Annotated in this window: 12 protein-coding genes; 5 read left to right on the top strand and 7 right to left on the bottom strand. The window is 57.2% G+C overall.

The window, feature by feature from the left end:
* Positions 1 to 41: 41 nt before the first annotated feature.
* From OHL19_RS10180 to OHL19_RS10160, 5 genes are all read left to right on the top strand, one after another.
* Positions 42 to 962 (top strand): phosphoribosylaminoimidazolesuccinocarboxamide synthase, encoded by a 921-nt coding sequence (locus tag OHL19_RS10180; RefSeq protein WP_263357551.1) that lies wholly within the window; start codon positions 42 to 44, stop codon positions 960 to 962.
* A 165-nt stretch (positions 963 to 1,127) separates the two neighbouring features.
* On the top strand, positions 1,128 to 1,667 hold the full coding sequence (locus OHL19_RS10175) for a CvpA family protein (RefSeq protein ID WP_263357550.1): 540 nt from the start codon (positions 1,128 to 1,130) through the stop codon (positions 1,665 to 1,667).
* Between the two features lie 16 nt (positions 1,668 to 1,683).
* Complete coding sequence (locus OHL19_RS10170; protein WP_317890562.1) at positions 1,684 to 2,016, top strand: helix-turn-helix domain-containing protein; 333 nt, start codon at positions 1,684 to 1,686, stop codon at positions 2,014 to 2,016.
* A gap of 62 nt (positions 2,017 to 2,078) precedes the next feature.
* Positions 2,079 to 2,843 carry an HAD family hydrolase gene (locus OHL19_RS10165; RefSeq protein ID WP_263357549.1) on the top strand — a complete coding sequence of 255 codons (765 nt, stop codon included), beginning with the start codon at positions 2,079 to 2,081 and terminating at the stop codon, positions 2,841 to 2,843.
* The gene (locus tag OHL19_RS10160) at positions 2,843 to 4,906 is read left to right on the top strand and encodes a hypothetical protein (protein WP_263357548.1); all 2,064 of its coding nucleotides are present in this window, start codon (positions 2,843 to 2,845) and stop codon (positions 4,904 to 4,906) included. Before OHL19_RS10165 ends, OHL19_RS10160 begins: the two co-directional genes overlap by 1 nt.
* 171 nt (positions 4,907 to 5,077) lie before the next feature.
* Here the strand turns inward: OHL19_RS10160 and OHL19_RS10155 are convergent, their stop codons facing one another.
* From OHL19_RS10155 to OHL19_RS10125, 7 genes are all read right to left on the bottom strand, one after another.
* The gene (locus OHL19_RS10155) at positions 5,078 to 6,067 is read right to left on the bottom strand and encodes a DsbA family protein (protein ID WP_263357547.1); all 990 of its coding nucleotides are present in this window, start codon (positions 6,065 to 6,067) and stop codon (positions 5,078 to 5,080) included.
* Positions 6,068 to 6,124: 57 nt separating this feature from the next.
* Positions 6,125 to 7,777 carry an NAD+ synthase gene (locus OHL19_RS10150; protein WP_263357546.1) on the bottom strand — a complete coding sequence of 551 codons (1,653 nt, stop codon included), beginning with the start codon at positions 7,775 to 7,777 and terminating at the stop codon, positions 6,125 to 6,127.
* 143 nt (positions 7,778 to 7,920) lie between these two features.
* Positions 7,921 to 9,441, bottom strand: coding sequence for a sugar transferase (locus tag OHL19_RS10145; protein WP_263357545.1), 1,521 nt, complete (start codon positions 9,439 to 9,441; stop codon positions 7,921 to 7,923).
* A 527-nt stretch (positions 9,442 to 9,968) separates the two neighbouring features.
* On the bottom strand, positions 9,969 to 10,973 hold the full coding sequence (locus tag OHL19_RS10140; protein WP_263357544.1) for an ABC transporter ATP-binding protein: 1,005 nt from the start codon (positions 10,971 to 10,973) through the stop codon (positions 9,969 to 9,971).
* 4 nt (positions 10,974 to 10,977) lie between these two features.
* A complete protein-coding gene (locus OHL19_RS10135) occupies positions 10,978 to 11,718 on the bottom strand; it encodes a molybdenum cofactor guanylyltransferase (RefSeq protein ID WP_263357543.1) in 741 nt (246 codons plus the stop codon).
* Positions 11,719 to 11,721: 3 nt separating this feature from the next.
* A complete protein-coding gene (locus OHL19_RS10130; RefSeq protein WP_263357542.1) occupies positions 11,722 to 13,119 on the bottom strand; it encodes a dipeptidase in 1,398 nt (465 codons plus the stop codon).
* A gap of 331 nt (positions 13,120 to 13,450) precedes the next feature.
* Entirely contained in the window at positions 13,451 to 13,786 is a 336-nt protein-coding gene (locus tag OHL19_RS10125) for a rhodanese-like domain-containing protein (RefSeq protein WP_263357541.1), read from the bottom strand.
* Between the last annotated feature and the right edge of the window lie 76 nt (positions 13,787 to 13,862).

The raw sequence follows: 13,862 nt of genomic DNA, 5'->3' as shown, positions 1-13,862 counted from the left end.
CAGGATTTTTTGAGTTTATTGGTTGTTGAAAGGCTTCCCTCTTGTCAGTCCTCCTTCAGAGCAATCTTGGTAGCGTTCCGCTGATTGGGCGGGGCAAGGTGCGTGATCTTTACTCTGTGAAACATGACGGAGCGGATGCGCTTTTGCTAGTGGCCTCCGATCGTATCTCGGCGTTTGATTTTGTGCTGGGATCGGGGATTCCGGGCAAGGGAAAGATTCTGACGCAGATCTCGTTGTTCTGGTTTGAGCTGCTTGCGGACATTGTTCCCAACCACCTGATCACGGCTGAGGTGAGCGAGTTCCCTACCGAGTTGCAGCCGTATGCAGATCAGCTTGAGGGCCGTACGATGCTGGTGAAGCGGGCGGAGATGTTTCCCGTGGAGTGTGTTGCTCGCGGGTATCTGGCTGGCTCGGGATGGAAGGAATATCAGGCTACAGGAACAGTCTGCGGAATTGCGTTGCCTGCGGAGTTGCAGGATGGTTCGCGATTGCCGGAGCCTTTGTTCACGCCTGCGACAAAGAGCCAGGATGGCGCGCACGATGAGAATATTCCTTTCTCGGCGATGGAAGACGCGATTGGCGCTGCGGATGCTGCGGAGCTGCGGCGGTTGACGATGGCGCTCTATACGAAGGCTGCGACTCATGCGGAGAAGCATGGGTTGATTCTCGCGGATACGAAGTTTGAGTTTGGACGTGTGAGCAGTCAGGGAAGTACGACACAGATCATTCTCGGCGATGAGGCTTTGACGCCTGATTCTTCGCGCTTCTGGGAGGCTGCGTCGTGGCGGCCGGGCGGTGCGCAACCGAGCTTTGACAAGCAGTTTGTGCGCGATTACCTGGAGAGCATTCGCTGGAACAAGCAGGCCCCTGCGCCTGCGTTGCCGGAGGATGTGGTGAACAGGACACAGGCGAAGTATCTTGAGGCGTTTCGGTTGTTGACGGGCCATGATCTGGTGCTCTGAACGGGTGCTCGGAGCTGCGGCTCTGAGAGCTTTGCCGGGAACCGGATTGCGCTTCGCGGGAAACAGGTTCGCTTTTGTTGTCCCACGCTGATATTTGTTTCAAACGAAAACCTCTGCTGGCTGTAAATTCTTAGAGGTGAACCCCGTGAAGGAATCGGCTGCGGCATGAATGTTGTGGACATCGCTATTGTCGTGGTGCTGTTGCTGAGTGCGATTGTGGGATATCGGACGGGGTTGATTCAGAGTATTTTTTCGCTGGTGGGATTGATTCTGGGAATCGCAGTTGCGAGTTGGAACTACAGACATTTTGCTGACGATTTATGGCCCCTGTTGCACAACAAGTCGCTGTCTGAAGCGATATGGTTTTGTCTGCTGGCGCTGGCGGTGATGATTGTGGCCGGCCTGCTGGGCATGCTGATCAAGAATGTGATTCACGGCGTGGGACTGGCGTGGCTCGACAGGCTGGCGGGATTTGTCTTTGGCTTTCTGCGCGGAGCGTTGCTGGTGACGTTGTGCATCGTGACGATGGCGGCGTTTTATCCCAGGACGCAGTGGCTGGGCAAATCGCAATTGACGAAATATTTTTTAGGCACGGCACACTTGACGACGCAGATGACTCCGGATGAGTTGAAGCATCGGATTCTCGATGGCTTACGGGTTCTTGAAAAGGACACACCGGAGTGGATGCATCCCGAGAAGGCATAAAGATTTTGTAGAAGACTTGAGACAGATAGAAGCCGGGCATGGCACTCTATTGAGACACGAGGACGACGTGAAGCGCGAACTAGACAGCCTGATCACCCAAATGCATTCAACCGGCATCCGCTATGAGGATGCTGTACGACAGTTCAAACGGCAATATTTACTCGAAGTGCTGCGGGCCAACCGCGGCAACCAGTGTAAAGCCGCCGATGAGCTGGGGATGCATCGCAACACGCTGAGCCGCACTATGGCTGAGCTGGAGCTGGAAGTTGCGGAAGTACGTGCGGGGCTCAAGCGTCCGGTGCGCAGCGAACGTCTGGTACATAGCGGACTGCGTCAGCAAATTCGTTAGTCCAGAGATTCGCCAGGTCGGTAGGTTTGATGGCTGCTGACTGGTTCCCCGAAAAGCGAGATATGGCTACAACTGAAATTCAATCGGCTCAAGGCAAGTCGTTGGCGCGCGTTTCTATTCAGGATGGATTTGTCTGGGATGCGCAGGACGCGTATCTGTTCGACATTGACGGTACGATCTTGCGCAGCCGTGACCGCATCCATTTCAATTCCTTTGCATCGAGTGTTCGTCAGGTAACAGGGCTGGAGATTTCGCTGGAAGGCATGGTGCTGCATGGCGGCACGGATACGGCGATTCTGCGCGAGGCTTTTGCCCAGGCAGGGATCGCGGTAGATGCCTGGGAGTCGCAGAACGAGGCGATTCTCGAAGCGATGCGCCAGACGATTGAGACACGGCGCGCAGACCTGGATATGTGGAGGATGCCCGGTATCGAAGAGACTCTCAGGCATCTTGCCGAGCGCGGTGCGCTGCTTGGCCTGGCGACCGGCAACCTGGAGATGATTGGCTGGACCAAGGTGGAGCTTGTGGGGCTGCGTGAGTGGTTTCGCTTTGGCGGATTCAGCGACAAGTTTGAAGTGCGTTCGGAGATGATCCGGGATGCGGTCTTCAAGGCTCGCGAGATCGCTGGTCCCAATGTGAGCCCATGCGTGGTGGGCGATACGCCGCGTGACATTGAGGCGGCACGGGCGAATTCCCTGCCGGTGATTGCGGTCGCTACGGGCAATTATGGATTTGATGAACTGGCCGAGATGAAGCCGGAGGTCTGCACTACTTCGCTGGCTGATTTACTGGCTGAGACGAATGTACGTGCGGCGGTGCAGCCGTGATGGTTGCGGCATTGCTGGCGCTGGCGCTGTCTGGCCAGAGTGGACAGCAGACGGGCACCGGTTCACAGGCGCCAGCTCAGACGGCACAGACTGCAACCCAAACGACTCAGACTGCGACCCCAACAGCACAACCTGCGACCCAGGCACCGGCCTCGCCCGGAGCACAGGCGCAGACTCCGGCGGCAACGCAACCGCCGGTTGCTGCGCCGGACAAGACGGATAAAACAGACAAGAAAGATAAGGCTGACAAGAAAGACAACGCCGATGGGATTACGATCGGGAAGCCGGTACAGGCTGGCTCCGTTCGCAATCAGCGAAAGGCGGCGAAGCTCTATCTGCAAGGCACGCGCCTTTTGGAAAAGGAACAGCCGGAGCAGGCATGGGCGCTGCTGAAGCGGGCTGCCGAGCTTGAGCCGGAGAATAGCGTCTATATCCGGGCAGCCGCCCTGGCTCAGCAAAGCGCTGTAACGCAGCTTGTACAGCAGTCGAGCCGGGAAAATGTTCGCGGAGACAGCAGCAAGGCCGAGGCGCTGCTGCAGCGTGCGAAGAAAGTCGATCCTACCAGCCCGGAGCTGATCGAGCATCTGGATGAGATGGGCGACGAGGTTGCCAGGACAGCAGCGGACGCGCCTCCAGTTGTTGCGGCTCCGGTCGAGGCAACGGTGCTGGGCGGGCCGATCCAGTTGCAGCCAAGTGCCGATAAGCATAGCTTCCACTTGAAGAATGGGCAGCGGCAGGTGGTGCAGGATGTCTTTCACGCGTACGGAATCGATGCCTCCGTGCATGATAGTGTGCTGACCAAACCGATCCGGTTCGATCTGGATGATGCGACATTTACCGAGGCGATGCGCGTACTTGGATTGCTGACGCAGACGTTCTATGAGCCGCTCGATCCTCATCGCGTTCTGGTGGCGCGAGACACGCCTATCAATCGTACGGATTTTCAGCGGCAGCAGTTGGAGACGATTTACTTACCCGGTTTATCGGATAAGGAGATGACCGATGTCGCCAACCTGGCCAAGAATGTTTTCAGCGCGCAACATGCGGTGATTTCGCCGACCAGCGGAACGATGACGATCAAGGCTCCGACGAAAACACTGGCGGCGTTTAACCAGACGGTCGGGCAACTGATCGATGGCCGGAATCAGCTCGATCTCGATATCAAGATTCTTCAACTGTCGCACGTCAGTATGCGGGAGACAGGGGCGACATTTTTTCAGCAGACCGGAGTGTTCAACGTCTTCTCGGAGATCAATTCGGTGCTGAGTCAGAATCAGTCGCTGGTGCAGCAGATCATATCTTCAGGGCTCGTGCCGAATCAGAGTACGCTGGCGAACCAGGTCGAGATTCTCGCTATCCTGGTGGCTTCGGGGCAACTGACGGGTACGCCTTTCAACCAGGGCTTTCTGCCCTTTGGCGGCGGACTTACGCAGAGTATCGTTACTCCCAGCCCGGCGACGCTGACGTTGAGTTTGAACACCAGCGATACGCGGATGATCGAGGATCTGCATCTGCGACTGGGAGACCAGGAAGACGGGACGCTGAAGATCGGAGAGCGCTATCCGATCGAGACATCGTCCTACTCTTCGCTGGCGGTGACGGCGCTTGCTGGAACTTCGGGAGCGAATCAGACTGTTCCGCAGATTCAGTATGAGGATCTTGGATTGACATTGAAGGCGACCGCCCCCAAGATCATGCGTTCCGGCGATGTTGCTATCTCGCTGGACCTGAAGATTGAGTCCCTGGGCGGAGCGAGTCTGAACGATATTCCAATCCTGAACAGCCAGCAGGTTGCCGGTGTGTTGACACTGCGGGCAGGAGAGACGGCTGTGCTGTTGAGCGATCTTTCCCGTCAGGAATCAAGGGCTCTGAGTGGAACGCCGGGATTGGGCGACATTCCGGGTCTGGAGGATCTCAGCGACATCCAGAGGAACGAGAATGTGGCCCGATTGCTGATCCTGATAACGCCTGCTGTGGTGCGGGGAGATTCGCAACAGTTCTCGCATGGTCCGATGCTGATGGTAGACAAGGCGGCCACGGGCACCGCGACCAGCCGACCCTAGATTATGCAGGATGGATTATGCAGGACGGATTATGCACTACACACTCTCTCGTAATATTCAGGCTTGATATTCAGACTCGATATTGAGAGCAAGAACTATTCAGAGCAAGACAAAGGGCCATCCGTTATCCGGTGGCCCTTTTGTTTTGCTTGCTTGAGAGAGGACGATCGCTTACTTGGCGGCGCCGTCGTTCTGTACCTGGAAGGTGATCATCTGCTTCAGTGACTCGTACGGAATGCCGCCGAGGGGAATCAGATGGCCGTTGATTGCCAGGGTGGGAGTTTGATTGACGTTGAGGTCTTCGGCGAGTTTGACGCCGGCATCAACGGTGGCCTTGGTCTCTGGAGTCTTGGAGCAGGCTTCGACCTTTTCGGGTGCGAGTCCAGCCTTGGACACGGCGCTGTTGAGGGTGAGCGTTGCTCCCTCGGCGCTGGCGAGTCCGGCCTGACCTTCGAAAACGGCAGATGCGTAGGTGAAGAAGGCGGGATTTCCGCCGAGCTTAGCTACGCAGACACCGTAAGCCGCGGAACGGAAGGCTTCGGGGTGAATCTTGACCAGGGGAAAGCTCTGGTAGACGATGTGTGCGTTGGGGAAGTCGGTCGCCAGCTTGTCCATGGTGCCCTGCGCATCTTTGCAGTGAGGGCATTGAAAGTCAGCGAACTCTACCAACTCCAGATCCTTGGAGGCTGCGCCTTTGGATGGGCCGTCAGCACGCTCGATGAGGGTGGCTCGGTTCTCCGTGTAGGGATGTTCGCCGAAGGGCAGGATTTCGCCGCCGGTGATGATGTGCTTTCCATCGGGCAAGGTGAAGAACTGAAGCGCTCCGGTCTGCTTGTTTCCCTTTTCGCCAACGAGTATGACGACGCTGCTGATTCCGGGTACGCTGGTCTTGACAATGCGCTGCACCTGGTAGAGGCGATTGGTGTCATATCCCCAGTTAGCATGCAAGAAGCCTTCGACCTGGGCCTTGGTGGGCGAGTCAGCGGTGAAATCGGATGCTTCAGGCTTGGGGAAGGAAGGTTCCGCAGAGGCTATCGGTTCCTGGGGAGCTGCGGGTACCTCTGTCTGCGCGAATAGCGGCTGAGCAAAAAAAGGCAGGGTAAGAATTGCGGCGGAGGCGAGTGCGGCAAGGCTGCCGCGACGAAGCGATGGATGAATCAAGCTTAGTTCTCCTTTGTTGCGTTGAGCCCTTGCGGGGAAACAATGCACACAATTGGTTTATACCTGAACCCGGGCAGCAATGGGAAACCGGCGGCCCATGCCAAAAGATTTGGGAGTGAGTTTGAGAACCGGGGCGGCCTGCTGGCGCTTGTACTCGGTGCGCTCGACGAGGCGGACTATCTGTTCGACGGTTGAAGTGGGAAAACCGTACTTCGCTACGATTTGCGCGGGAGATTCGTAGCGTTCGACGTAGGCCTCAAGGATGGGATCGAGGACATCGTAGGGCGGCAGCGAATCCGTATCCTTTTGATCGGGGCGCAGTTCGGCCGAGGGAGCCTTGGTGAGGATCGATTCGGGAATCACTTCTCCATTGCGGTTGATCCAGTGACTGAGCGCGTAGACGCGGGTCTTAACCAGATCGCCAATTACGGCGAGGGCGCCAACCATATCTCCATAAAGAGTGCAGTAGCCGACGGCCATCTCGGATTTGTTGCCGGTCGTGAGCACGAGCGATGAGAATTTGTTTGAAAGAGCCATCATCAGCACGCCGCGAATCCGCGATTGCAGATTCTCTTCGGTCAGATCCGGGTGCCTGCCGACGAACATTGGCTTGAGGGTATCCGCGAACTGGTGATAGATATCCGCGATTGCCAGGGTTTCGAATTGGATGCCGAGATTGCGAGCGAGTTGGAGGCTATCGTCGACTGAGCCGGTAGACGAATACTGGCTGGGCATACCGATGACGAGGACGTTTTCCGGTCCAAGCGCATCGACGGCGATTGCAGTGACCAGAGCCGAATCAATTCCTCCGCTGAGTGCGATGAGGACTTTGCTGAAACCGGTCTTTAGAACGTAATCGCGTGTGCCGAGAACGAGTGCCTGATAAGCGGCTTCGGTTTCCGATTCCTGCAAGGCTTCCGGGATGTCCACGCCGGTAGGCAGCGTGCTGTCTACCAGGACGATATCTTCGCGGAATGAGGCAGCCTGGACGAGGACTGTTCCATCGGCGGCCAGGGCGAATGAGGAGCCATCGAAGACCAGGCTGTCGTTGCCGCCGACCTGATTGGAGATGAAAACGGGAATCCGATGGCGCGTAGCAATGGCCGCGAGCATCTGCTGCCGAATGGTGATCTTGCCGTGCCAGTATGGGGAGGCCGAGATGTTGATCAGTACCGTGGGATGCTGACGCATCAGATCTTCCACGGGGTCAACGGGATAGCGCTGCTGCGGCCAGAAGCCTTTGTCGTTCCAGGCGTCTTCGCAGATAGTGACGGCCAGCCGTTCGCCGTCGAGTTCGACGACACACTGGCTGGTTGCCGGGGCGAAATAGCGCTGTTCATCGAAGACGTCATAGAAGGGCAGCAGCATCTTGTGCTGTTCGAGCAGGACTTGTCCCTTGTCGATGAGGACGGCTGCATTCACGGCGGATTTGCCGGAGCCTTGCGGCGCCGGGAGCGCAACTCCGACCAGCACGGCTGTCGGCAGCGATGCGGTGGCCGCGCACAGCTCCTCAATCACGCTGACGCAGCGGGCGAGGAAGCTGGGCTTTTCAAGCAGGTCGGCGGGAGGGTAGCCGCATAGGGACAGTTCAGAGAAAACCGTGAGCCTGGCACCGGAACTGGCTGCACTCTGGGTAGCACTGACGATCTTTGCAAGATTGCCGGTGAAGTCCCCGACAGTGGGATTGATCTGGGCTAAAGCTATCTTCACATGTCTAGTGTAAATCGGAGCGGTGGAAGGACCGGGGAGTATGGGACCAGAGAATACTGAATCTCCCATTGGGCTAACGGCCTGACCTCAGGCTGCTATTCCCTTTTCCCTGGTCGCTTTTTCCTGTTCTCTGGTCTCTGTTTTTAAGACCCAGTGCCGGCGAAGACTACGCCGATGGTTCGCAGGATGATCTTGATATCCAGCCATACGGTCCAGTTTTCGATGTATGCCACATCGAGTGAGATGTAGCTGTCAAAAGAGGGATCCTGACGAGCCTGAACCTGCCAAAGCCCTGTGATACCGGGGGTTACATCGAGGCGGCGAAGGTGTGCCAGGTTGTATTGGCGTACTTCGCTGGCGATCGGGGGACGCGGCCCTACGACACTCATGTCCCCGAAGAGGACATTGAAAAACTGGGGGAGTTCGTCCAGCGAATACTTGCGCAGGACACGACCGACGCGGGTAATGCGGGGGTCGTTGGACATCTTGAAGAGAATGCCCTCGCGCTCGTTCATGTGCATGATTTCTGCACGGCGGCGGTCCGCGTCGCGAACCATGGTGCGAAATTTAATACATTTGAAGACGCTGGCCTTCTTGCCGATTCGCTCAGAGGCGTAGAAAATCGGCCCGCGCGAGTCCAGTTTGACGGCGATGGCGATGATCAGCAGAAGCGGTGAAAAGATGAGGAGCGCAAAAGTCGCAAGTGTGAGATCCAGAAGCCTCTTGAGAACCAAGCCGACCTCTGGAACGTGGCCGCGGTGGAGAGGAATCGTTGGAAACTGGCCGATATATTCGATGGTGCTGTTCCATGCCAGGCCGTCATACATATCCGGCACTACGCGCAGGTCGATGCCGTTGGCGCGTGCCTGATCCAGAACGGACTTAATGACGCCGCGTTCGCAGGCGGAGGTAAAGAAAATCTCATCCACGAAATGCTTGCGGGCGTGATCGAAAAGGCTATCCAGAGGGCCGAGAACATCGCCCGTTGTGCCCGCTAATTGGGTATCGACGCCGGGGACGTGGACGAATCCTTTAAAGATGTAGCCAAGCTGGCGAATGCTCTGCAGATGGTGACGAAGCGCATGAGCTTCCGCGCCGGTGCCTACGATGATGACGTTGCGGGTATTGAGGCCGCGCTCGAAGCGGCGGTACATCATGGCGCGGAAGACGAGCCGGCGCAGGCTGAGGGAGACCGTGATCAGCACTACCGTCAGCAGCACGACGCTGCGCGGGATTTGCTCGGCCTTGATGAGATAGAGCGTGCCGGTCAGGATAAGTCCCGACACCAGGCAGGCTTGTACGCTCAGCCGCTGCTCGTGGAGATGGTTTGTCAGGCGTACGGGCGTATAAAGATGCAGGCCGCGGCTTACGGCGATCAGGGTTGCGGTAAATCCAATCAGGAGTGCGGTAAGTATGCCTGTGGACTGCCCCTGGAAGAGCGTTCCATGCCAGAAGCTGAGAAGTCCCGCCACGGGATTTGTTTCGAGCTCGATTGTAGCCGCCACCAATGCCGCCCCAAAAACGGTCAAAGCATCCAGAACCATCCACATCGCGGCGCTGCCACGAGCGGTTCTCTGGTGACTGGCAATGCCACTTTCACTCCACTCCTGTGTGGGAGATGGAGGCGTAGAGGACACTCTTTGCCAAAATTCAGATGTCGCCATAGCGTTCGCAAACCTCAAAATCGGGAAATGCTGCAAAATCCGTCAACATGGAGCAGTTAGGAGGAATATGCATATCCAGATGTACAAAACCAGCAGCAAAAAAGGGTTGCAATGGGTGAAATCCGGGAGCGTATACCTTGTAGGAAGCAGCATTGAGCCTCCCGGGTTGCATTCGATTGTGCAAAATACGTCTTCCGTTTTCGCAATCAGGAAGCAAGCGCAGGCCCCTGAATAGATTGCTACTACACTTCCAAAGTACGGAGCAGGTGAGCGAAGTTAATTCACATCGACTCATCCGCTTCCATCTTCGTGAGCCGTATCGGGACGGTCTACATGGGAAGTGTCTAACTAAACTGTAGGCAGATCAGCCAATCGGTGATACGGGCTAACCTTGCTGCCAATATGACTCAAACGCCAACAGCAAACCATCGAACTAAGAACAGTTTAACCGATCCGAGGTTAACGGCGTGCAAAACTTATGAGAACCATATAAGGACAATGTTTCTAACGGATTTCGACAGCCGAAGTCAGCGTTTACTGCCGTTAGCGACCGGAAGTTGATAGGCATCCAGCGTCAAAAACTGCAATACATGCGGATCGGTACACTGCTGAAACTCGTGGATGGTTCCAAAAAAGCGGGCAGTGCCGGAGTCCAGAAAGAGGACGAGATCGGCCAGTCGCATGGCGAAGCGCATGTCGTGGGTAACGACAATGCTGGTAATGCCAAGTTGCAGCTTGAGGCGCTGTATGAGGTCGCCGATGAGGCGGCCCATGATCGGATCGACCATCGTGGTCGGCTCGTCATAGAGGATGGCCTGGGGTTGGGCGGCCAGTCCGCGGGCGATGGCGATGCAGCGCTTTTGCCCGGTCGAGAGGCTGCTGGGCAGGAGATCGATGGTTTCGCTGGCTCCGACGAGTTCCAACAGGCGCATGACTAGCTGCTGAATCTGATCCTCGGCCAAGCCGCCTTTTTCGCGCAGGGGGAACGCTATATTTTCGCCAACCGAGAGTGAGTCGAAGAGGGCTCCATTTTGGAAAACCATGGTGACTTGTTTGCGGATCTCCTGGAGACCGGCTTCGTGCATGGTCGTAATCTCTTTGCCATCGACGCGGATACAGCCGGAGTCTGCGGCTAGAAAGCCGAGCAGAATGCGTAGCGAAACAGATTTTCCGACGCCGCTTCGCCCCAGGATGCAGAGTGTCTGGCCGCGACCGACGTGAAAACTGATGTTATCCAGGATCTTGCGGTCGCCAAAGGCTATGGAAACCTTGTCGAAAGCAATATACGGCTCAGCCACCAGGGGCGGGACGCTTGGGTTGGCCACGGCAGCCTCGGCGACTGCATCTGCGATGACGACCTTGGCCTCAGCGGAGGCAGCCTCAAGCTCCTTGACGGAGGTGGGGGATTGGAGTTCATCAAGGTCTTCCAGCAGGGACGGCGCAGGACCTGGCTCCGGTTCTGGCTGCAATTCTGGCTCCTGCGGGTCGCGTTCACTTGGAAAAGAGGATTCGGTCTGGGTCTCTTCGCTCACAGGATCAGCTTACGCGATTTGTGGCAGATTTTTGTCGCAGATACTGTTGCGAGATACGGTTGAGCCATGCAAGTTCGGCGGGAGTGTTTGCGCTCTGGAACCACCACGCTGGCGGAAGACCGGCTGGATGGCGGCAGTGACCGGCCTGCACGAGAGATTCAACGGAGACGGAATCGAGCCGTTCGCCAAGAGCAACAGGTATTGAGCGCCAGGCCGACTGGCAGCCCGTTTCGCCGAAGTGGAGGCGCTGCTCGATGATTGGCAGCGCATTTCGGTGAAGCACGACAGGAAATGGTTCCATCCGGCCGTTGAGCGTGGCTACTGTGATCGGGGCAGAGGTCAGCATGGCGCGTTCGAGCAGACGGGCAATCAGCGCGGACGGCATGAGTGGCATATCCACAGGTAAAAAAACGCTCCATTGTGCGGCTGGGGCTGTAGCTGGGCCTGTAGCTGAACCTGTCGCTGGGCCTGCGGATGCGAGGCGCAGGGCTGCGTAAATTCCACCCAAGGGGCCGGTCGATGGAAGGCTGTCCGGGATTTCTTCTGCGAATTCGCCGAGACTGGAGCGTGAGCCAGCGATTTTAACTGGCAAGCCAGCAGTCTTCAGGATAGCCAGAGCGTTTGTGACGAGCGGTTGGCCGTCGAAGATGGCCAGCGCTTTGTCGGTGCCCATGCGCGAGGATTGGCCGCCGGCGAGAATAAAACCGGCGGCTGGTTCCCTGCACTGCTGTTCTGTCACCGGCATGATTCAGTTTTCGGCGGGTTCGCCAACGGTTTCCAGAAAACGGACGATGGATTCAATGCCCTGGTGGAAGTTGCTGATGAGGAATTTCTCATTGGGTGCGTGAAGATTGTCGTCGGGTAGACCAAATCCCATCATGACGCTGGGCAGATTGAGGTGTCGGGCGAAGTCACCGACGATTGGAATCGAGCCTCCGGAGCGGATGAAGACGGTGTCCTTGCCCCAGATTTCCTTGAGAGCTGAAGTCGCTGCCTGGATGTAGGGGTTGTCTACCGGGATCAGGCAGGGTTCGCCGGAGTGGATCAGGCGGACATCCACGTCCACGCCGGGCGGCGTCAGGTGCTGGACGAAGCTTTGGTAGAGGGCGAAGGTATCGGTCGGATTCATGTCCGGAACCAGGCGGATCGAGACTTTCGCGAGAGCCTTGGCGGGAATGACGGTTTTAGCGCCTGCTCCGATGAAGCCGCCGGGCATGCCGTGAACGTCGAGGGTAGGCCGCGCCCAGGTTCGTTCCAGAACGCTGTAGCCTTCTTCGCCGACCAGGGATTTTGAGCCGACCTCGGTCTGACGATAGTGCTCTTCATCGAAGGGCAGGCTCTCCCAGGCGGTGAGTTCTTCGCGGCTGGGCGGAATGATCCTGTCATAGAGGCCGGGGATGAGGATGTGGCCTTTTTCGTCCTTGAGGCGGGCGATGATCTGTGCAAGCGCGACGAAGGGATTGGGGGCCGCGCCGCCGTACATTCCGGAATGGAGATCGGTCTTGGCTCCTCGCACTTCGATCTCGGTATAGATCATGCCGCGCAGGCCGACGCATAGGGTAGGCAGGCCAGGCGCGAACATCTCCGTATCGGAGACGAGGGCAAAGTCCGCCTGCAACTCGGGTGGTTTGGAGGCGACGAAGGTGGCGATTCCCTCTCCGCCAACTTCTTCTTCGCCTTCAAGAATGACCCGGACATTCAGCGGGAGCTTGCTGTTTGAAGCGAGCAGAGATTCGATGGCTTTGACGTGCATGTACATCTGGCCCTTGTCGTCCACGGCGCCGCGGGCGTAGATGTTGCCGTCGCGCTCGGTGGGCTCAAAGGGCGGCGAGAGCCATTCGTCGAGCGGATCGGGGGGCTGGACATCGTAGTGTCCGTAGCAGAGGACGGTTGGTTTGCCGGAAGCATGCAGCCAGTCGGCGTAGACGAGCGGATGGCCGGGCTTTTCTGGAGTTCCGGTCTCGATCAGGCGGACATTCTCCAGGCCGATGCGCTTCAGCTCGGCTGCGAGCACCTCGGCAGCTTTGCGGACATCGCCCTTGTGCGCCGGGTCCGTCGAAACGGATGGAATGCGCAGGAGCGCTTTCAGTTCTTCAAGAAAACGAGACTGGTTCTGGCGGGCGTAGTCGATTGCGGAGGATGGCATGTTGGCTCCCTGAGGCAAAGGAAAAGTATATGACGATATACCGTTCGGCTTCTTTGTTGATTCGGTTCTGGGGGTGGGGCGGTTTGGGTGGTTGGTCTTTTGTTGGGGTGGGGAAGCGAATTCATTTTTGGGAATGGCGGATAGAAGGGCAACTGCAAAGGCTGACAGCAGATTCCCTTCGGGAATGACAGACAGAAAGGCAACGGCAAAGGCAAAAGCAAGGGCAACGGCAAAAGCAACGGCAACTGCTAACAGCAGATTCCCTGCGGGAATGACAGCCAGAAAAGCAACGGCAAAGGCAACTGCAGCTGCAAAGGCAAAGACAACTGTGTCAGTAACGGGGGACTTTGGGGTCGATTTCGCGGGACCATTGTTCTATGCCGCCTGCGATGGACTGAGTGGAGTCGAAGCCCTGCTGGCGGAGCCAGTTAGTGACGCTGAGCGATCTTGCGCCGTGATGGCAAAGGATCAGCAGGTGGTCGTCGGGGTCGAGTTCCTGGTGGGCGCGGGCGGGAATGTCGCCCATGGGAATCAGGGTGCTGCCATCGATTTTGGCGGTAGCGTATTCGATGGGTTCGCGCACGTCGATCAACTTGGCCTTACCCTCTTTAAGCAGAATCGCTGCATCCTGGACGGTGATCTCGAAATTGGACATATCAGAAGACATGGCCACAGGATACCCTGTAGGGTGACTTTGGTGCATTACGAACCATTCTTTAAACAAGCGGGCGTGGTAGAACGGA

This window comes from Acidicapsa ligni, assembly GCF_025685655.1.
Lineage (GTDB): Bacteria > Acidobacteriota > Terriglobia > Terriglobales > Acidobacteriaceae > Acidicapsa > Acidicapsa ligni.
Note: the sequence above shows the minus strand (reverse complement) of the source record. Positions and strands in the feature narration are given on the sequence as shown.

Excerpts from the sequence above, each read along its gene's own strand:
- OHL19_RS10175 (WP_263357550.1), top strand. The coding sequence starts at position 1,128 with ATGAATGTTGTGGACATCGCTATTGTCGTGGTGCTGTTGCTGAGTGCG.
- OHL19_RS10165 (WP_263357549.1), top strand. The coding sequence starts at position 2,079 with ATGGCTACAACTGAAATTCAATCGGCTCAAGGCAAGTCGTTGGCGCGC.
- OHL19_RS10160 (WP_263357548.1), top strand. The coding sequence starts at position 2,843 with ATGGTTGCGGCATTGCTGGCGCTGGCGCTGTCTGGCCAGAGTGGACAG.
- OHL19_RS10145 (WP_263357545.1), bottom strand. The coding sequence starts at position 9,441 with ATGGCGACATCTGAATTTTGGCAAAGAGTGTCCTCTACGCCTCCATCT.
- OHL19_RS10135 (WP_263357543.1), bottom strand. The coding sequence starts at position 11,718 with ATGCCGGTGACAGAACAGCAGTGCAGGGAACCAGCCGCCGGTTTTATT.
- OHL19_RS10130 (WP_263357542.1), bottom strand. The coding sequence starts at position 13,119 with ATGCCATCCTCCGCAATCGACTACGCCCGCCAGAACCAGTCTCGTTTT.
- OHL19_RS10125 (WP_263357541.1), bottom strand. The coding sequence starts at position 13,786 with ATGTCTTCTGATATGTCCAATTTCGAGATCACCGTCCAGGATGCAGCG.